The organism is Paenibacillus sp. VCA1 (genome assembly GCF_031583795.1).
Classification (GTDB): domain Bacteria; phylum Bacillota; class Bacilli; order Paenibacillales; family Paenibacillaceae; genus Paenibacillus_AQ; species Paenibacillus_AQ albilobatus.
Genome location: NZ_JAVLSX010000026.1, coordinates 15,789 through 34,862 on the forward strand (window position 1 = coordinate 15,789; position 19,074 = coordinate 34,862).

Annotated in this window: 16 protein-coding genes; 1 reads left to right on the top strand and 15 read right to left on the bottom strand. The window is 52.4% G+C overall.

Annotation, left to right across the window (positions count from 1 at the left end; translation table 11 throughout):
• Positions 1–17: 17 nt before the first annotated feature.
• The 8 genes from RJP21_RS30385 to RJP21_RS30420 form a co-directional block, all read right to left on the bottom strand.
• A complete protein-coding gene (locus RJP21_RS30385) occupies positions 18–2,021 on the bottom strand; it encodes a Na+/H+ antiporter (protein ID WP_310862528.1) in 2,004 nt (667 codons plus the stop codon).
• Positions 2,022–2,304: 283 nt separating this feature from the next.
• The gene (locus tag RJP21_RS30390) at positions 2,305–3,096 is read right to left on the bottom strand and encodes a metallophosphoesterase family protein (RefSeq protein WP_310862529.1); all 792 of its coding nucleotides are present in this window, start codon (positions 3,094–3,096) and stop codon (positions 2,305–2,307) included.
• A gap of 106 nt (positions 3,097–3,202) precedes the next feature.
• Positions 3,203–3,466, bottom strand: a complete 264-nt coding sequence (locus tag RJP21_RS30395; RefSeq protein ID WP_310862530.1) for a hypothetical protein — start codon at positions 3,464–3,466, stop codon at positions 3,203–3,205.
• A gap of 531 nt (positions 3,467–3,997) precedes the next feature.
• Positions 3,998–4,393: a hypothetical protein gene (locus RJP21_RS30400; protein ID WP_160042198.1), complete on the bottom strand. Its 396-nt coding sequence runs from the start codon at positions 4,391–4,393 to the stop codon at positions 3,998–4,000.
• A gap of 242 nt (positions 4,394–4,635) precedes the next feature.
• Positions 4,636–5,739, bottom strand: a complete 1,104-nt coding sequence (locus RJP21_RS30405) for a Gfo/Idh/MocA family protein (protein ID WP_310862531.1) — start codon at positions 5,737–5,739, stop codon at positions 4,636–4,638.
• Between the two features lie 29 nt (positions 5,740–5,768).
• Positions 5,769–6,488 (bottom strand): ThuA domain-containing protein, encoded by a 720-nt coding sequence (locus RJP21_RS30410; RefSeq protein WP_310862532.1) that lies wholly within the window; start codon positions 6,486–6,488, stop codon positions 5,769–5,771.
• Between the two features lie 34 nt (positions 6,489–6,522).
• A complete protein-coding gene (locus RJP21_RS30415; protein ID WP_310862533.1) occupies positions 6,523–7,683 on the bottom strand; it encodes a Gfo/Idh/MocA family protein in 1,161 nt (386 codons plus the stop codon).
• A gap of 37 nt (positions 7,684–7,720) precedes the next feature.
• Positions 7,721–8,803: a LacI family DNA-binding transcriptional regulator gene (locus RJP21_RS30420; RefSeq protein WP_397386308.1), complete on the bottom strand. Its 1,083-nt coding sequence runs from the start codon at positions 8,801–8,803 to the stop codon at positions 7,721–7,723.
• Between the two features lie 175 nt (positions 8,804–8,978).
• On the opposite strand from RJP21_RS30420, the gene RJP21_RS30425 reads away from it, so the two are divergent.
• Positions 8,979–9,467 carry a hypothetical protein gene (locus RJP21_RS30425; protein WP_310862535.1) on the top strand — a complete coding sequence of 163 codons (489 nt, stop codon included), beginning with the start codon at positions 8,979–8,981 and terminating at the stop codon, positions 9,465–9,467.
• A gap of 29 nt (positions 9,468–9,496) precedes the next feature.
• Here the strand turns inward: RJP21_RS30425 and RJP21_RS30430 are convergent, their stop codons facing one another.
• The 7 genes from RJP21_RS30430 to RJP21_RS30460 all read right to left on the bottom strand — a co-directional run bounded on the left by RJP21_RS30430 (position 9,497) and on the right by RJP21_RS30460 (position 18,948).
• On the bottom strand, positions 9,497–10,600 hold the full coding sequence (locus RJP21_RS30430) for a DNA alkylation repair protein (RefSeq protein ID WP_310862536.1): 1,104 nt from the start codon (positions 10,598–10,600) through the stop codon (positions 9,497–9,499).
• 199 nt (positions 10,601–10,799) lie between these two features.
• Positions 10,800–12,506 carry an alpha-keto acid decarboxylase family protein gene (locus RJP21_RS30435; protein ID WP_310862537.1) on the bottom strand — a complete coding sequence of 569 codons (1,707 nt, stop codon included), beginning with the start codon at positions 12,504–12,506 and terminating at the stop codon, positions 10,800–10,802.
• 24 nt (positions 12,507–12,530) lie between these two features.
• Positions 12,531–12,995: a DUF1259 domain-containing protein gene (locus tag RJP21_RS30440; RefSeq protein ID WP_310862538.1), complete on the bottom strand. Its 465-nt coding sequence runs from the start codon at positions 12,993–12,995 to the stop codon at positions 12,531–12,533.
• Between the two features lie 159 nt (positions 12,996–13,154).
• On the bottom strand, positions 13,155–15,365 hold the full coding sequence (locus RJP21_RS30445) for a BclA C-terminal domain-containing protein (protein WP_310862539.1): 2,211 nt from the start codon (positions 15,363–15,365) through the stop codon (positions 13,155–13,157).
• 211 nt (positions 15,366–15,576) lie between these two features.
• The gene (gene thrS, locus RJP21_RS30450; protein WP_310862540.1) at positions 15,577–17,490 is read right to left on the bottom strand and encodes a threonine--tRNA ligase; all 1,914 of its coding nucleotides are present in this window, start codon (positions 17,488–17,490) and stop codon (positions 15,577–15,579) included.
• A gap of 512 nt (positions 17,491–18,002) precedes the next feature.
• On the bottom strand, positions 18,003–18,344 hold the full coding sequence (locus tag RJP21_RS30455) for a DUF1801 domain-containing protein (RefSeq protein WP_310862541.1): 342 nt from the start codon (positions 18,342–18,344) through the stop codon (positions 18,003–18,005).
• 256 nt (positions 18,345–18,600) lie between these two features.
• Positions 18,601–18,948 (bottom strand): YciI family protein, encoded by a 348-nt coding sequence (locus RJP21_RS30460; protein WP_310862542.1) that lies wholly within the window; start codon positions 18,946–18,948, stop codon positions 18,601–18,603.
• Positions 18,949–19,074: the final 126 nt, after the last annotated feature.

The following is a 19,074-nucleotide window of genomic DNA, read 5'->3' on the forward strand; positions in this document are numbered from 1 at the left end:
TTGCTTGGATTCCGCCTTTAAGCCTCCGCTTCCTCCTCATGCACAGACTCCGCTTCATACAGATGCCCCTCGTGGTAGTTCACGTCCATCCGCAGCGTGTTGGCGACCGCCCGGCTGATTTCTCCTTTTTCGAACATGGTTTGAATCTCGTTGCGTTCAGCCTGGATGGCTTTCAGTTCCAGCTCCCTCCGTTCGGCGCTGAGCTCTTTCACCGTTTCGCCCCGGAACTTACCGCTTAGAAGCTGAAGCTCCATGCTGCGATAATCGGCAAGAATGCCCTGGATCGTATCGTGGTTTTCAGACGTTTCCATCGATTTCACCTGCTTGATGGCTGCCCGGATCGCATCCAGCTTGAGCTCTTTATAAACCATCCATTTAGGATTGGCGGCATCAAATACTTCGGCTTTACTCCGGGCTTTGCGCAAGATTCGCAGCAGGCCGGCCCAGCCGAGCACAAGCAGCTTTTTGATTTTCTTTCTTGTCGTAAGCAGCGCTTCGACCCGGCTGAGCGACGCTCGAAACCTGTCCGCGAGTTTCGGGGAAATCCGCCCTTCCTGCATCCATCGGTCCGCGGTTCTTTTTTCGGCTCTGAGCGCCTCAATCCGGATGTCCAAAGCTTGTTTCCAAGCTTTCCCGAGATCATCCTTGTTTCTTATTTTGGCCATTTGCAGTCTCTGGGAATAGATCGTAGTCAGCTCGATGGCCTCCCGCCGGTTTTCATCGTTCATCTCCTCTCGGACCGCCCTCAGGCCGGCTTCAAGCACCCGAATTCGTGCCGCCCTCTCGCTTTCGGCCAGCTTGTCCGGATCGGGCTGGGCCTCCCGCGTCAAAATCGGCAGCAGCACGCTGGCAATGATGAGCGTTAGCAAAATAACGCCTGAGCAAATGAACAGGATCAAGCTCCGTTCGGGGAATGGGCTGAAATCGGCCAGCGTTAAAGGAATGGAAAAAGCGGCGGAAAGGGTCAACGCACCCCGAACGCCGGACAATGCCGTAAGCAGGGCGGAACGGAAGTGGCGGTTTACGGCCCATACCCACAAAAAACGGAGAATAATGAGCACTGCCGTAATCAGAAAGATGTATCCGATCACTTGACCGTTATTATATGCGGGATCCTTCCACACCTCGATGATAACCCCCGGTATTTCTAGCCCCAATAAAATAAAGACGAGACCGTTCAGGCAAAATAGGATGACCGACCATGTGCTGTCGGATACGATGCGAAGCCGGACCGACCCGCTTCTCATCCTGTCGCGTTCGATGGCATGCGTCACCCCGGCGGCCACGACGGCCAAAATGCCGGAAACATGGACTTCTTCCGCGATCCAATAAATAATAAACGGCGTCAGGATGATAATCAGCATGTGCAGCGTCACATCCTCCATTCCCATACGCCGCAGCTGCATCCGGATCCCGATGATCAAAAATCCAAGCACGACGCCGGCGATCACGCCGCCGATTGCGATAACGATAAAACTGCCGATCGCTTTGGGCAGCGAAAATTGACCGGTGACGGTCGCCGCGATCGCAAAATTGAAGGCAACCAGGCCCGAGGCGTCGTTCATGAGCGCTTCGCCTTCGAGCAACCGCATAATGTTGCCGGGGAGCTTCGCCCGGCCGGACAATGAGCCGACCGCCACCGCGTCCGTCGGCGACAGGATAGCGGCTAATGCAAAGGCAGCCGATAAAGGGATGGCCGGAATGATCCAGTGGATAAAAGGACCGGCAATCAACACTGTCGCGAACACGAGCCCCAGCGCAAGCAGCAGGATGCTCGACCGGAGCTGCCACAACTCGTCCCGCGGGGTTATTTTACCGTCGTTGAAGAGCAGCGGCGCGATGAACAGCAAAAGGAACAGTTCCGGGTTGAGCGGAATATGGTGCAGCCCGGGCACGAACGTCGCCACGACGCCCAAGCCGATCTGGATGATCGGAACCGGCACGACGGGCAAAAAGTGGTTGATGACATTGGATATCCCGATAAGAAGCAACAGTACAAGAACCATTAAAAATATTTCCACTGGCCATACGACTCCTTTTTTTACCCGATGATTTTGCAAAAATCCAAAAAGCGGCTTTCAATTGGCAACATAGAGCGAAACGGTTTCATTCGTCTATACATTGTACCTTGGAGAGACAGGAATCGAATTTTGCAAAATCCTTGCCCATAAGGTTGCGTTCCGGGCATGCCAGGCATGATTGCTGGCTGAATTCTCATCTATTTTTAACCATTTCGTCATGCTTTATCACACGCCACCCAATTCTCAGGAAATCCGCACGAGAAAAAAACCGCTCGAAAGCGGTTCAAGCGGTTGCATCCCCATCGGTTTGAGGCGATTCGCCTCTACGGACGGAATACATTTTATATTCTCCGTGTTCGCCAATCTCCAGGCAATGCAGCTGTTTGCCGAACGCGCAGCCGCCGTCGATCCCGATTTTGTCTTCCATGGGACTAAACCAGATTCCGTCCGACTCATGCAGATAGGAAACGGGCGTGTGGCCGAACACAACTTTCTGTGCACGTCCCGTCGGATATTGGAAAAACGGCTCCCGGATCCATATAAAATCATCCTGAGGCTGGTCTTTCCAATTTTCATACTGGGGATTAATGCCCGCATGCACAAAAATATGCGTGTCCGTCTCATGATAAAAGTCCAAACCGCCAAGGAATTCCAAATGATGCATATAATGATTTTTAACATGCGATTTGGCTTCGGCATACCGTTCCGGTCCCATCCCTTCGCCGAAAAAATCAGCTCCGCAATAGCTCTCCAGCGTTTGCCTGGCCCCGTTCCGAATCCATCTGGCGTTCAGCGGTTCACTGTCTACAACGATGGCGTCATACATCATCTGATCATGGTTGCCGCGCAGCGTGATGACGCCCCACTTTTCCTTGAACGCTTTCACCTGCTCTACGACTCCCCTGCTGTTCGGGCCGCGGTCGACATAGTCTCCGAGCAGTACAAGCTTGTCTTGTTGTGGATCGTAACTTACTTTGTGCAGCAGCAGGTTTAACTCATCCAAACATCCGTGAATATCGCTGATCGCTAATGTTCTAACGGCAATCTCCCCCTTTCCGCCCTTGCATCTTTTCACTACATATACCCAATGACTCCCTTCCATAAATAAAACCAACTCCATAAAGAGTCGGTTTTGTATAAAAGCATCCCATTGGCGCTTTCCGTTATATATTTGATTTCGATCAAGCCAAGGAATTTTCCTTTTTCGCACGACTTTTCTTCATGGCTCCAAAAAGCGCGATCACGCCATACATCGGAATCACGAAGTAGAACACAAGCGCCAAATAGAACATGCTGTTCGGCCCGGCGTTCAGGCTAAATGCGGTGACGAGGCCAACAAGCAAAGCGGCGTTTATGATGCTGGCGATCAGTACCTCATGTTTCTTCCCAAACAGGATCACTCCAAGCATCGCCGCGGTAAACAGCGCAAGAATCAACGTGGTCATGGATCATTCCCCCTTAATACAGTGATGCTTTATCATACGCAATGACGCCGCATCCATTCACAATTTAGACACAATTAGGTTATTTCCAAGATACCACATTTAGTCAGGGATGAAAAGGCTTTCACCAAAAAATGTTCTCAGGCCAATTTCACAAGCTGATATGTTTTATTGGCCTTTTTCTTCGTGCCAGCGAATCATTCGCCATTCGCCGTCCGCTTCTTTGCGCCACACTTCAAGGGAGATGGCCAACATAAAAACACAAAAAAGGCACCGCCGGCAAAATGCCGGCAGTGCCTACGATATTAGATCCAGCAAGTTTTCAAGAGTAATGACCAATAAAATAAAGAGGACCAGAACAATACCTACAGATTTGAAAGGGCTATGAACGTATGCTCCTGCAACTCCGCTCATCCCATACTCCTCCTTCAATTCGAAAGGCACATTATCGTATGGTGCATAATGGACGTTGTACGGGCAGCGCGGCAAATACTGCGGTTGTGAAAGAATCCGTTACATCTACGCTCCCGGTCGTTATTTCAGCAATCCCATAAGCGGCATAATCGAGCGCATCACGTTCATTCCGATTTGGATGCCAGGTATGATTTTTCCGAAGAAGCCGAACATACCCATTCCGCCACCGTTAGCGGCCGTTCCTCCAACTCTTGTCGAATTAACGGTTGGCGCGGGCTGACGGGATCCCCCTCCAAACAGCAGGCTTAGCAGACCGGATACTTGAGCCTTTTCTCTGTTCTCCAGAATTGCCGCGGTTTGCCGCGGATCGGCCCATATTCCGTTTAGAACGACACCGCTGCGGTCATGTTTTTTCACCGTGCCGATATAGCTGCTGCCATCCTTTAGCATGACAAGCACCGGTTTGCCCATCCATTTTGACGAGCGCCGTCTCTGTTTCTTCCTTTTAACAGGCATCTATCTCACCTCGGGCAGTCAAATTCAAGAATCGTCTGTTTTTATATCTTGTAGATAGATTGAATTAAAGTAAGTCACATCTTTGAAACGGATATTCCCTGTGGATCAAGGAATGACAAGTAAAAACTTTAATTCATTCTATATAGATATTAATGTATTCCAAGCTTTTAAGATATTCTTGTGTTTTTGGCTATGCAAAGATGCCTCGCCCCTTATTTTTATTCGAAAAAAAGCGCGATGGATTAATCCATCACGCCGTAAGGGAGATTTTGCTGAAGCGGTGCGGGCCGTTCGCAGGTGCTTGTCATGACGTAATACCGGTCCTGCTCGGAAGAGTCATGGAAGGCATGCATCGCTTCAAGGACGTGGAAACCGAGATCGCCGCTGGCGCGGTTCTTTCTGCCGCCGTTCAGCGCATAAACCATGTCGAGCACGCCGATTCCCCGCGAATTCGCCGCATAGCCATGGGATAGCGGGATTTCCTTCCAATCCTGGCTGTCATGGCGCTTCAGAAGCACCGGCCCGCCGAAGGTATTGGGATCCGGAACGCTAAGCGTACCTTGGCTGCCGTAGATTTCGATGCATGGCAGCCGGCTGCCGCCGAAGACGTCGAAGGACGTAATCATCGTCCCGGTGGCTCCGTTGTGGAAATCGAGTACGCCTGCGACATGGGTCGGCGTTTCGACCGCAATGGTTTGGCCGAACTTTTTGGAGCTGGTGATCGTTCGCTCCGGATAAGATATTTTCGCTACCCCCGCCACGCGTTTGATCGGACCCAGCATGGCCACCAAAGCCGTCAGATAATACGGCCCCATGTCAAACATCGGTCCCCCGCCCTTGGCATAATAAAATTCGGGATCCGGATGCCAATGCTCATGTCCCCTGCCCATCATAAACGCCGTCGCCGCCACGGGTGTGCCGATCCAACCGTCCTCGATGAGTTTGATGCAGGTTTGGATGCCTCCGCCAAGAAACGTATCCGGGGCGCTGCCGATGAGCAGCCCTTTTTCTTTGGCTTTGGCCAGAATGGACCGCCCTTCTTCCCTGGTGACGGCCAGCGGTTTTTCGACATACGCATGTTTTCCGGCTTCCAAAATATCCAGGCAGACCCGCGCATGCGCAGCGGGAATCGTCAGGTTCACGACCAGCTCGATCTCCGGATCCGCAAGCAGTTCGGCAACCGTGCAGCCTTTGGCGATTCCGAACTGCTCGGCTTTCGCTTTTGCCCGGTCCAGGTCCAAATCCGCGCAGGCGGAAACGTGGACCGCTTGAAACGTTTTCAAATTCTCAAAATATATGGAGCTGATGTTTCCGCATCCGATAATGCCGACATTCATTTTCTTCATTATGATGAGCGCTCTCCAATCCGCTAAATTTAAACCTGGCTATCCATCATGCCGGTATATTGGCTTCCTGCTTGCTTCCCTGCCGCCTTGGCTTTGCCTTCGGCCGCCCACAGCATCCCTCTGCGCATAATCTCCTTGACCGGCGGAAGCTCGATCACGTTCGCCTGATGCCCCAGCGAGCAATAGAATACCCGGCCGAGTCCCCACCGCTTGGTCCACGCCACTGGCATATCGACGGACTTGTTATAAACATGGGGACCGTCCGCAACCGGAAAACGGGTCGTGGCCAGCACTTCGACGGCAGGATCGACATGGAGGTAATACTGCTCGGTCGAGACGTCGAAATCTTCGATCCCCTCTACGATCGGACTTGACGTGTTCGCCATGTTAATCCGATGGGGAGTACCGTCGTTGCCCGGATGCGCGACCCAGTTTCCGCCCGTCATGAACTGCCAGTCGACGTTGCTTCGGAATGCGTCGCACATACCCCCGTGGCAACCGGCCAAACCGACGCCGTATTGCACGGCTTCCGACACGTTGTTGACCCTTTCCTGACTGATTTCGCCCATAGTCCATACGGGAATGATCAGGTCAAGCGTTTTCAATTTTTCGGCATCGTCAAATGCCGCTAGCGTGTCGGACACTTCGACTTCATAACCCTCCTCTTCCAAAATGCCACGAAAAATGGCCGATACTTCCTCGGGCTGATGGCCAAGCCAGCCTCCCCATACGATCAGCGCTTTGTTCATGTCCACATCTCCTCTTTAAGCTCAAGCTCATATTTTAAAGCTCCTCGGTGCGCACCCATCTTCTCTCCGCGATCGACAAATCGACGGCTTCAAGCACCTGCTGGCATTTCACGCCGTCCGCAAAATTCGGAACGGGCTGCCGGTCTTCGCGGATCGCCTGAAGCAGCTCGACCGTTTCGTGGATAAACGTATGTTCGAACCCAATGGTATGCCCCGGCGGCCACCAGGCTTCGGCATAAGCGTGCGCGGGATCCGTCGCCAGAACGCGGCGGAAGCCCTGCACGTCTTCGTCATCCTCCGTAAAATAAACCTGAAGTTCGTTCATCCGTTCGAAATCGAATTTCAAACTGCCTTTGCTTCCGTTGATCTCGAAGGAATTCGTGCAGCGGTGGCCGGCGGCAAACCGGGTCGCTTCAAAGCTTCCCAATGCGCCGTTGGCGAATTTCGCCAGAAACAAGGTTGCGTCGTCCACGGTGACGGGGCCTTTTTCGTCCGATTGGTTGCCCTTGGCGCTTAAACCGCTCATGGAGCCCGGCAGCGGCCGTTCTTTGATAAACGTCTCGCTCATGCCGATAACTTCCTCGATGTCGCCCACAAGGAAGTGGGCCAGGTCGATGATATGCGCGCCCAAATCCCCATGGGAACCGGAACCGGCGATATCTTTCTGCAAACGCCACACGAGCGGAAATTCCGGATCGATAATCCAGTCCTGCAAAAACCAGCCCCGGAAATGATAAATTTGTCCCAGACGCCCTTCCTGGATCAGCCTGCGGGCAAGCTGCACGGCTGGGGCAAAACGATAATTGAATCCTACCATATGTTTAACTCCTGCCGCTTCGGCAGCCGCCAGCATCTCCCGGGAATCCTGAAGCGTCAGCGCAAGCGGTTTTTCGCAGAGCAAATGCTTTCCTGCCTTCGCCGCCGCGAGGGCGATTTCTTTGTGCATATCGCTTGGAGCATTGATGTCGATGAGGTCGATGTCATCCCGCCCGATCAGTTCTTTCCAGTCCGTGACGTAATCCTGCCAGCCGAACTGCTTTGCGGCTTGGGACACCCCGTCCGCGTCGCGGCCGCAAATCACCTGCATGACGGGCTGAACGACACCCGGGAAAAACATCGGAATGTCGCGGTACGCATGGCTATGCGCCTTCCCCATAAATTTGTAGCCTACCATTCCTACTCGAATCTGCTGCATTGAATACGCCTCCTTTTCATATGCACCCTATTCATAACTATGCTTGGCTCCCAGCGCTCGATGATCGAACGATCAGCCGGGTTGCCATTTGATATAGATGACCGCTGATATGATTTACCCCTTCCTCAAATTCCGACACAGTTTCATCCGCATTTTCCTTAAGCAAAAGCTTGGCGGCCAATGCCCCCATCCGGTAAAAAGGGACGGCCACGCTCGTCAACGGCGGATCTGTAATCCGGGCGCCATCCGAATCGTCATAGCCGACGATGGCGATGTCTCTGCCGGGCAGAACGCCCAATTCCCGAAAGCCTTGAATAAGCCCGATGCCCATACGGTCATTCGCGGCAAAAACGGCATCGATGCTATCGAGATGGCGGGCGAAACGAAATGCCGACTCATACCCGCTCGTCCGGCTGTAGTTGCCCGTTTCAAGCCATTGGGCAGGGATCGCTTCATCCGGATCATCGACGGGATTGAATATGCCCGCTTCCGTCATTGCGCGTACGTATCCCTTGAGGCGATCCGCACTGTTCGAATATCCGGGCGGACCGTTCAGGAACGCGATGCGGCGATAACCCTCATCAAGCAGATGTTTCACCGCTTCATAGGCGCCTTGTTCATGATCCGCATCCACTTCAAGAAAATCTTCGCCCGCAAAATGCTGGTTCACCAAGCAAAACGGGTGGTTCGCTTCCTTCAGCGCCCTTAACGCTTTCCGCTCCTCCGGCGTATCCGTCGTTCCCAAAAGGATGCAAGCGTCGATCTTTTGCGATCGAAACAACTCGATGTAACCGTTATCATCGCCGGGCTTGCGAAAAATAAGCAGCATATCGTAACCAAGCTCGCGAACCTGCTCCCCAATCCCGCTCAAAATCTCCGAAAAATAATAGGTTGAAAAAATATGTACCTTCGGCACATAAGGAAGCACGACGCCGAGATTGCCGCTTTTTCTGCGGGCAAAGCTTTGGGCGATGGCATTGGGGTAATATCCCAGCGCCTCCGCCGCCTTCAGCACTTTCAACCTCGTTTCTTCCTTGATTGGACCCACCCGGTTGAACACGCGGGAGACGGTTGCTTCCGATACGCCCGCCATGTCCGCTACCGCTTTTCGTGTGACGATACGGCATCACCCCCTACATTTCACAAACAAATTGTTGATAGCAAATGAAGCTGAAAACCATTAATGTACGCGCGTACATTATCTCGTATTTTTTTCCAACATGTCAAGGGAATTGTTTTCAAACAGCAACAACCGCAGGGTTTGATTCGTCTGTGATCTTAAAGGAGGGGTGAACATGATCAAACTGTCCATCACGTTCTTGATATTGCTTTCCCTATGGGGATGTTCGATCCATGCCAACAACGGAGGCAAGACGACCGTTCGCGAATTGACCGGGGGGCAGCCGCCTAAAGCCTCTATACAAATCGGGGACAAACTGCACGATACCAAACTCGGCACCTACTGCTGGTCATCCAAAAACACAAGCACGTGCGTAGACACTCCCGGTCCGGCCGAACTCCTGAAAAATAAAAAGCCGGTCAGCGTAAGTCCCGGCGCCGAAATCAAATTTGTGATGGATTACGAACCCCTTCCGAACAAAATCCATTTGGAGCAGCTGTCGGAAGGCAAGTACACGGAGATTGCCGTGATTGATAATACCTTCCGAGCGCCGACTCAGAAAGGAATCTACTATTTTTCATATGGGGTCTGGTGGATGGATGAAAAACGGGAACATGTTGCTCTGGGCGACGCTTTTTATGTTTTTGCCTTGGAAGTAATCTAAATGCCCCGACCCGATCATTTAATTCGTAGTCAGGCTCTGAGCCATAGGGAGTCTTCCGCGACCTCCTCGCCATTGACGACCAGCACGATGCGATGTTCCCCCGGATAATGCCGTCTTGTCGTCAAATCGGACCAGCCGTGCTTGCGCTGTCCCGTCAGCTTCGAACCTCCGGGTACGGTTTTATCCGATAAGAGAAACAACTTGCGTGAGGTTTGTCCGTTCGCCTTCACAAAATAAATGCCGTATTCGATCCTTAAGCGCGCGTCAGTTCCTTCCCGAATGCAAATCTCATAATGAACCATACTGTTATCCCCAATGGATATTTTCTTGGGCTCGACCGCAAGCACTGCCGACTGGACAAGCGTGTTCCCCTCACTGCTGCCGGAATAGCCAAACAGCCTCATGATTTCCGGCTCCGCTTTCCGAATCAGCGTCCGGCATGCATGTCTGACAATCCAATCCGTATCGGGATGATTCCCGAGCCACGCTTTGGCCAGCCGAATAACGACGTCAGGATGGTCCTTTGCGATATCGTTCAAATTGTTGGCGACGCTCTTGCGGACATAAAGCGATGGATCTTCCTTCAGCTGCTCCAAAATCGGAAGAACGGGGGAAGGGTCCTTTTTAAATGGCGCAAGCGCTTGTCCCCACGGCAGACGGGGTCTGCAGCCTTCGCTCGCCAAGCGTCTGACATGTTCGTTCGGATGCTGCGACCAGATCAGCATTTGGTTCATCATCCGCTGCGGATCGCGCATAATGAACGGTCTGACCGCAAATTCGGACGAGGAACGCTGCGTGAACCGCTCCAACGCATCCATCGAAAGTTCCCAATATTGCGGATCCTGTCCGTATACTTCGACAAAGTCGGGAAAAAACAGGTACGGAAACCCCTTACATTCCTCGTCGATCGAAAACAACACGTCCAATGCAGCGGGATAATGCGCAGGCAAAAAATCGCCCAAAACCGTCGCGATTCGGCGGATTCTCGCTTTTAGTTCCAGTCCCTCCCAATCATCGGCCATGATTTTTGCAACAAAGCCCTCGGTATGAAAAGCCGGATACGCGGATCCGACCTTCTCTCCGAAACCTGCCAAAAACTCTCGATCGTACATCGCTTTTAACGCTTCAGCCAAAATCTTCTCCCCCGTCGTTCAAAGGTTCGCAAAAATGCGAACACCCGTTTTCGTTTACTATAACAAGAATCGAAACGGGTGTACAGTTTTGGTCTATATAGATTGAACTAAAGTTGGCATCGAACTTCCTGTTAAAAGAGCCCCGCGCGCCCCTATAACCTTCACAAGTAAAAACTTTAATTCATTCTATATCAGTGAATTATTGTTTCAGTTTTTGCTGCTGCTCCAAATAGTAGCGCATGTTGTGCATGTAATCCGGAGCATCCATCGGGTCGGCCGCCATCAGCTCGATGATGCACATTTTACTGGCGCATTCTTTTTCGGCGCGGGAAATCGCGTCATCCAGCTCTTGATTGGTGCGAACCGCAACGGCAAAAGCTTCCCCGCCGAAGGCTTCCGCAAGCTTCGTATAGGACCAGTTCGGGATGTTGTTATAGGTTTGGTTTTTGGTCTTCACGTTCAAATATTTTTCAATCGTATATCCGTCATTGTTCAGCACGAAAATGATCGGCTTGCAGCCGTAATGCAGCATGGAACTGATTTCCTGGGCCGTGAGCTGCAAGGAGCCGTCGCCCGTGAATAGCAGGATCCTGCGCGAAGGGGCGGCAATGCATGCTCCATAGGCTGCAGGCGTGGCGTAACCGATCGATTGCCATCCGCCCTGCCCCATAAAAATCGTATTTTTCGGGAGCGAGACTTGACTCATGCCAAAATAAAAGGTTCCCGTTTCTGCGATCACGATATCCCCTTCCTTTAGCATCCGTTGAAAACGGGGATAGTAAGAAGCCGCCTGAAGCAGTTCATCCGGATTCCCTGTTATGGCATCGTATGGTCCGGGTCCTTTTGTTGGCGTTCCGGGCCGTGTCCACCCGATGTTTTGCAATGCTAGCAAAAGGTCCTCCGCCATCACATTGGGATATTCCGCCAGACCAGCTTTAACCTTCGAGGGTTGGATGTCAATGAGCCGAAGCGGGTCCAGCTTGGCCGTGAAATTTGCGGTATTGGTGTCCGCCTCTATGAAACCGGCGGCGATTACGCAATCCGCGTTTTCCACAAGGCTGCGTACGTCCTGACGGCCAAAGGCTCCTCCATACATGCCCATAAAGAGCGGATGCGATTCGTCGAACGCGCTTTTGCCGTACAGCGTGGAAACAACCGGCAAATTCAGCGACTCCGCTAATTTTCGCACATATTGCTCCCAATGGAACCTCATTGTTTTTACGTCCACCAGCAGGATTGCGCTTTGGGCCTGCATCAACATCCGGTTGATGCGATCGACCGCCGTCTGCAGCGCATTAGGATTCGAAACGGTTTTCTCCAGGCTGGCTTCTTGGCGCATGACAACCGGCTTGGCAACCAAATCGTCGGCAACCACGAGATACACCGGCTGTTTTTTCTCTTTGGCGGTCCGGATCGCATGCGGGATTTCCAGCATGGCATTTTCGGGCGTCAGCACGGCCGTATATGCCGTAATATGTTCGTACATCTTCCGGAAAACGTCATAATTGCCGTCCATTAACGTATGATGCATCAGCTTATGCTGCTTCTGTGCCGCATCCGGCGGCGATCCGACGATATGGATCACGGGCACATGCTCGCTGCGTGCGCCGGCAACGGCGTTGCACGCGCTCAATTCGCCGACGCCAAACGTGGTGATGAGCGCGGACAACCCTCTGATTCTCGCATAAGCATCCGCCGCATATCCGGAGTTCAGCTCATTGCGTCCGTTAATAAATCGTATTCCGGCGTACCGTTCGATCGCATCCAGCAGAGAGAAATTGTAATCTCCGGGCACGCCGAAAATTTCGGTCAGCCCCTCCTGTTTCAAGCAGTCTAAAAGGTATTCGCCCAACGTTTTCGGCAGCATCGATTCTAAGGTTCGGTTGTTGAGGTCTCGTTGTGCCATCAGCGGTCTTAGTCCCCTTCCTTTTTAGTAACCGGCGGTTGCGTTGATCGCTTCTTTCACCGTCCTCGCCAGCGATTCGGCATCCCCAAGCGCCTGGAAGTGCAGAAACAGAATACGGGGCTCTTCGCCGATAAGGTGGTTATGTAGGGCGGATATGTTAATATTCCCTTTGCGAAGCGCATCGATGACGGGATTCACCTCGTTTCCGAGAAGCGCAAACTCCCCGATCACCGCCGTTTTATCCCCTACCTTTTCGAAATTCGCGCCGAATGAAAATTCAATTTCTTCCGGAGATAGCGGCACTCCCAAGTTCGAAACCTTGATATTTTTGCGGGTAATCCCCAATTTGCAGACGCCGTTTTCATGCTTCAATTCTGTGTTAAATACTTTGTTGAATACCTGGCAATCCTGCGTCTCCGCCCCCAAGACAGCGCCGGACGGGACGAGCAGCAAAAATGAAACAGCCATGAACCAAACGATTTTTTTCATCAAATCCATTCCTCCAAATTTGGGATTTTAGTTTATTGTTTTACGAAGAGAAGTAAAAAATCCCTATTGCTTTGGTGAAAATGCATCACCCTGGCAATAAGGATTTTTTCGGTGTTTTTTCTGCCAACTCCCTTAGGTAGGAAGCCGGTTCGAACCTGGTCAACTTAATCGTATGATCGTAACATTGGTAGGCGTCGTTGTCGTAAGCGTTGCGGTTGCAAGGACGCCAAACAGTTGAATGCTTATGGTTGCCCCCGCGGGGACAGGCGTAATGACGTTGGTTTGAAAAGAAGTCGCGCTGACTGCAGGCGATATCGTTGAGGCCGGAGCAGCGGTTCCATTGATTAGAATACGGGAGCTGACCAGCAAAGAAACGTTCAAGTTGATCGAATATGAAATATAATAGTTTCCTGCATTGACGACGGTAAACGTATTATTGGCCGCATTTATCGTGATGCCTGGCCCGATATCCTGCGCATTTGGGAACGATACGTTTGTTCCGCCTAAAAGAACAGAAATGACGGTGCCGGACGTATTGGCCGCAAATGCGTGATTTTCGGTAACGCTGGTTCCAGTCGCTCCTGTTGCACCTATTGCACCTGTTTCTCCCGTTGCACCAGTTGCGCCCGTAGCACCCGTTGCACCAGTTGCACCAGTTGCTCCTGCTCCCGTAGCACCCGTCGCTCCCGTGGCTCCGGTTTCGCCTGTTGCACCTGTCGCTCCTGTCACACCTGTGGCTCCCGTTTCACCCGTGGCTCCTGTTTCTCCCGTCGCTCCCGTTGCTCCTGTGGCTCCCGTAGCACCTGTCGCTCCCGTTGCTCCTGTGGCCCCTGTCGCTCCCGTTGCACCTGTTGCACCAGTTGCTCCCGTTGCTCCGGTTCCGCCCGTTGCGCCCGTAGCACCCGTTGCTCCTGTAGCTCCCGTTGCTCCTGTCGCACCTGTGGCCCCCGTGGCTCCTGTCGCCCCTGTTGCACCAGTTGCGCCCGTAGCACCCGTTGCACCAGTTGCTCCCGTTGCTCCGGTTCCGCCCGTTGCTCCTGTAGCTCCCGTAGCACCCGTCGCTCCTGTTTCGCCTGTGGCTCCCGTCGCTCCCGTTGCTCCTGTCGCACCTGTTGCCCCTGTTGCTCCAGTCTCACCTGTGGCCCCCGTTGCTCCTGTAGCTCCCGTTGCCCCCGTTGCTCCGGTTTCGCCCGTTGCACCTGTCGCTCCCGTTGCTCCTGTTGCCCCCGTTGCACCTGTCGCTCCTGTTGCACCAGTTGCTCCGGTTTCGCCCGTCGCACCCGTCACTCCCGTTGCTCCTGTTGCTCCCGTAGCACCTGTCGCTCCAGTTGCTCCTGTTGCCCCCGTTGCACCTGTCGCTCCTGTGGCTCCTGTCGCTCCTGTTGCACCAGTTGCTCCGGTTTCGCCCGTCGCACCCGTCACTCCCGTTGCTCCTGTTGCTCCCGTAGCACCTGTCGCTCCAGTTGCTCCCGTCTCCCCCGTTGCTCCTGTGGCTCCCGTAGCACCTGTCGCTCCCGTTGCTCCTGTGGCTCCCGTAGCACCTGTCGCTCCCGTTGCTCCTGTAGCTCCTGTAGCTCCCGTTGCACCTGTCGCCCCTGTTGCTCCTGTTGCACCCGTCGCTCCCGTTGCACCTGTGGCTCCTGTCGCTCCCGTCGCACCCGGAGCCCCGACCTCAGCAAGGAGTGTGTAATCTGGCGAACTTCCTGGATCGCCTCCTGGCGATGCGATGTTGGCGATATACGTACTGCCATGAAAAGTAACGATTTGCCCCTGTGGATAAAACCGGCTTTGTTCCGGATCAAACGGTACGACTCCGGTTAACCCCACTCCTGTCGCCCCTCTTGGGCCGGTCGCTCCGGCCGGGCCGGCAGGTCCTGGAGGGCCTGGTGGGCCAGGGGCGCCAGGGGGGCCGGAAATGCCGCGCGGACCCGGCGTTCCGGTAATTCCAAGTGAAACCGAAGGCATGATGCCGGATATCTTGCGCTGGATTTTCCTGATCAATTCCACCAAACAATCCTTCTTTATACGTGTCACATGAAGCAGCAGTACGGTGGACAGAAGATCATCCAAATTTTCTTGCAGGTTTATTAGAATTCCAACCCCTGAGACCGGCACCGCCTCGCACATCGCGATCGAGAGCTCAAACGTGGATTGAAGGAGGGCCTTGTCTCTAACAGGGAACTCCGAATCCGTGAAAAAGTTCTGAAAATGCTTCAGCACCTCCTTCAAAGCTGCTATCGATGGAGGGTCTTGCCTGAGCAGCGCAGGAGGCACAGCTTGAAGCAGGCGCAGCAAAAGTTCGTTTAAGCGTTCGGTCTGCTGCTTGGTAATTGGAAGGACGCCGACTTCTTCGTTATCGTTCACACTCATTCATTCTTTCCTCCTGCCATTGATGCTCCAAAAGCTTGTACGTCCCAAGCATGGTTTTTATTTATAAAATATCGACACTTTAATCCACCCTATGCCGCGTGCCCAAAAAGCGTGACTTCCTGCTGCAAGATATAAATAAAAAAACCGTTCCCCCACATGATGTAAAGGAACGGATCGTAATTCATTTCACCATTGTTCTTTTCGAACAACATTAATTTTTCGCATCAATTTCTTCCTTTATAATTGTGACGATCTCCCGGATGCTTTTTGCCCCCAGATCGCCTTCTTCTCTTTTCCGCACCGACACGCCGCCGGAATTTTTTTCGTTTTCGCCTAGAACGAGCATGTAGGGGACCTTCATCATTTCGGCATCCCGGATTTTGTACCCCAACTTTTCGTTTCGAATATCGATTTCGACCCGAATGCCGGCGTCTTCAAGCGACTTTTTGACCTCAAAAGCGTAATCGATATAGTTCTCCGACACGGGGAGCAGCTTCGCATGGACGGGAGACAACCACAGCGGGAAGGCTCCGGCGTAATGCTCCGTCAGCATGCCCATAAATCGGTCGACCGAACCGTATACCGCACGGTGAATGACGACCGGACAATGTTTCTCACCGTCTTCTCCGACATAAGTGAGATCGTATTTTCGGGGCATTTGGAAATCCAGCTGAATCGTGCCGCACTGCCAGCTCCGCTTGAGCGCATCTAATATGTGGAAATCGATTTTCGGCCCGTAAAACGCGCCGTCTCCCTCATTGATGCGGTAATCGATGCCGCGGCGGTCCAACACGTTTTGCAGCGCCCGCTCCGCTTCTTCCCAGAGCTCATCCGAGCCCATCGAGTCTTCCGGACGCGTCGACAGCTCGATTTTGTATTCAAAGCCGAACACTTGATACATGTTGTCGATCAGCTCGATGATGCTGCCGATTTCTTCTTCGATCTGGCTCGGAAGCACGAACAGATGCGCGTCGTCCTGGCAAAACGTCCTTACCCGCAGCATGCCGTTCAACGCCCCAGAAAATTCATGCCGGTGCACTTGGCCGAACTCCGAGATGCGCAGCGGCAAATCGCGATAGGAACGGAGCTTGTTTTTGAAAATAAGCATATGTCCCGGGCAGTTCATCGGCTTCAACGCGTACATCGTATCGTCGACGTTCGTAAAGTACATATTGTCTTTATAATGATCCCAATGGCCCGATTGCTCCCAGACCCGCCGGTTCATCATGAGAGGCGTCCGGACTTCATCGTAGCCCCTCTTTCCTTGCATCTCCCTTGCGAAGTTTTCCAGCTCCGTACGGATCGTCATGCCTTTTGGCAGGAAAAACGGCATGCCCGGCGCTTCCTCCGAAAACATGAACAGTTCCAGCTGCTTCCCCAGTTTGCGGTGATCGCGTTTTTTGGCCTCCTCAAGAAAATGAAGATGCTCTTCCAACTGTGCTTGTTTCGGAAATGCCGTTCCGTATATGCGCTGCAGCATTTTGTTGTTCGAATCGCCGCGCCAATAGGCCCCGGACACGTTGAGAAGCTTAAAAGCTTTGATTCGGCCCGTGGACGGCAGATGAGGCCCTCGGCATAAGTCGAAAAATTCTCCTTGGTCGTAAATCGAGATGACTGCATCTTCCGGCAAATCCCGGATCAGCTCCAGCTTCAGCGGATCTTCGAGTTCTTCAAAGATTCGGACGGCTTCCTCCCTGCTGACCTCCCGGCGCATGATCGGCAGGTTTTCCTGCACGATGTTAGCCATCTCCTTTTCGATCGCAGCAAGATCATCCGGCGTTAACGGTTTCTCGATATCGATATCGTAGTAGAACCCGTCTTCGATGACCGGACCGATGCCGAGTTTAACCGCCTTTTGCCCGTAAATCCGCTTGATCGCCTGTGCCATCAGATGGGCCGTGCTGTGCCGATATATGTCAAGTCCGTTATGACTGTCCAGGGTGACGATTTCCACCCGTCCGTCCGCTTCGAGCGCATAGTTCAGATCGACGGGCTTTCCATCGATTTTGCCTGCGATCGCGTTTTTCTTCAGCCCTATGCTGATCGATTCGGCGATTTGTTCTATCGTGGTGCCTTGCGGATACCTCCTGTTCGAACCGTCTGGCAGCGTAACTTGAATCTCCATCGTTCTTACCTCCATTCCTATAAATTTTTTCATTCGTTTATTTCAAAATCCCATATTTGAACGCAAAAAAACGCATCTCATCCTCAAGGGACGAGTGCGTTCATCTCGTGGTTCCACCCTAATTTAACCAGCAGTCAACCAGCCTCGGCCGCAGGCCAAAGTTGAAATTGCAGGTTCTCATTGGAATCCGTTAACGGGGATCAGACGGTGCCGCTTACTGCCGCTCCGTGATGCAAAAGCGGGTTCAACGCCACAGCTACAAAGGGGTAACTTCATGCCGTTTTCAGGAGAAGCTTTCAGCCGGAACCTCTCTCTCTGGGCAGCTCGTGCAAGAAGTCATGTCTTTGATCAAAGCCAAATGTTGAATTATGGCTATAATCAAATCACAGACAGAAATAAATGTCAAGCCCTTATTTTCAATTTACTACAAAAAAGAAAAGCACGGCAGATCGTTCGCGATGCAATCTTCGTGTCATATACATGTCATATATTTGACGACTGCAAATGACGTTTTACAAAGCCGAAGAAGCTTGGCCGACCCAGGCTTTCAGCTGCTCCGGATCAAAGCCTTGACCTTGGCGCAGCTTCAACGTTTTTCGTTCCGGCGGTCCGTCAAAAAGGCCTTCCGGAAGGTCGAGTTTGGTCGCATTAAAAATCGTAAAACTAACGGCATCCTTCGAAGTCGAAATGACCGCCGCATATTTCCCGTTTTTCAAAAAATGGGGCTTTTTGTACTGAATCCGTTCCTGCACATCCGGAATCGCTTGATGAACAACCTTGCGAAGCTCTGCTGCCATTTCCTTTTGCCACGGTTCCTTTATCGCATCGATAAAATCGGTTACTTCCTGGTTCATATGATTTTCTCCTTTTCTTGGATCGATTATGGGTACATTTAAATCATGCAAAAGCTTGCTATTTCACGATTTGCCACGCGACGCCGAACGGATCCACGACTTCTCCGTAATAGGCTCTCATGTTCATCATCAACCCTCCAATTGTTTTTTTTGAATCAAGCATTCATTATAAATTCACCGCTTGAAATCCGTTTCTACTTTAACGACGAATGCCAAACGAATAAATCGACAACCTTCAAAAAATTTTTTCGGAATTTTAAATTTGTTCCCGCAAGTTCGTCTCCAACGCCATGATGTTAGGATCATGATAGGTTACTGCCGGATCCGCCAGCTGGCGCAGCTCAATGTCAACTTTTCCCCGGCCCTTTGGAACGGGAGCCCTTCTCGCCCGTTCCAAAGCTTCATCGACGGAATGGGCTTCGATCATGAGAAACCCTTCCATCAGCACGCTATCCGCGGAAAAAGGACCGACCGTTACATCAGCCTTCCCTCCTTCAAGCGAAAACGTGATCCGAAGCCCGCTTGAGCTTGGGAGCAGCGTTTCGTCGGCAAGCAGAACTCCGGCTTGGGCTAGGGACTTGGCGTATGCCGTACGATGGGTCATTTGAGACTCCCACGGCTAAAGCCGCAAGCTGACACCTTCGGTATCATCGGGATTCTTGGGTGGTAGTCGGTCGTGCATTTCTGCTAACCGTAGTTCCCCCAAGTTCAGGGCTGTCTCATCAGCCCG

Excerpts from the sequence above, each read along its gene's own strand:
- RJP21_RS30435 (WP_310862537.1), bottom strand. The coding sequence starts at position 12,506 with ATGGCACAACGAGACCTCAACAACCGAACCTTAGAATCGATGCTGCCG.
- RJP21_RS30440 (WP_310862538.1), bottom strand. The coding sequence starts at position 12,995 with ATGAAAAAAATCGTTTGGTTCATGGCTGTTTCATTTTTGCTGCTCGTC.
- RJP21_RS30425 (WP_310862535.1), top strand. The coding sequence starts at position 8,979 with ATGATCAAACTGTCCATCACGTTCTTGATATTGCTTTCCCTATGGGGA.
- thrS (WP_310862540.1), bottom strand. The coding sequence starts at position 17,490 with ATGGAGATTCAAGTTACGCTGCCAGACGGTTCGAACAGGAGGTATCCG.
- RJP21_RS30415 (WP_310862533.1), bottom strand. The coding sequence starts at position 7,683 with ATGCAGCAGATTCGAGTAGGAATGGTAGGCTACAAATTTATGGGGAAG.
- RJP21_RS30395 (WP_310862530.1), bottom strand. The coding sequence starts at position 3,466 with ATGACCACGTTGATTCTTGCGCTGTTTACCGCGGCGATGCTTGGAGTG.
- RJP21_RS30460 (WP_310862542.1), bottom strand. The coding sequence starts at position 18,948 with ATGACCCATCGTACGGCATACGCCAAGTCCCTAGCCCAAGCCGGAGTT.
- RJP21_RS30455 (WP_310862541.1), bottom strand. The coding sequence starts at position 18,344 with ATGAACCAGGAAGTAACCGATTTTATCGATGCGATAAAGGAACCGTGG.
- RJP21_RS30410 (WP_310862532.1), bottom strand. The coding sequence starts at position 6,488 with ATGAACAAAGCGCTGATCGTATGGGGAGGCTGGCTTGGCCATCAGCCC.
- RJP21_RS30400 (WP_160042198.1), bottom strand. The coding sequence starts at position 4,393 with ATGCCTGTTAAAAGGAAGAAACAGAGACGGCGCTCGTCAAAATGGATG.
- RJP21_RS30405 (WP_310862531.1), bottom strand. The coding sequence starts at position 5,739 with ATGAAGAAAATGAATGTCGGCATTATCGGATGCGGAAACATCAGCTCC.
- RJP21_RS30445 (WP_310862539.1), bottom strand. The coding sequence starts at position 15,365 with ATGAGTGTGAACGATAACGAAGAAGTCGGCGTCCTTCCAATTACCAAG.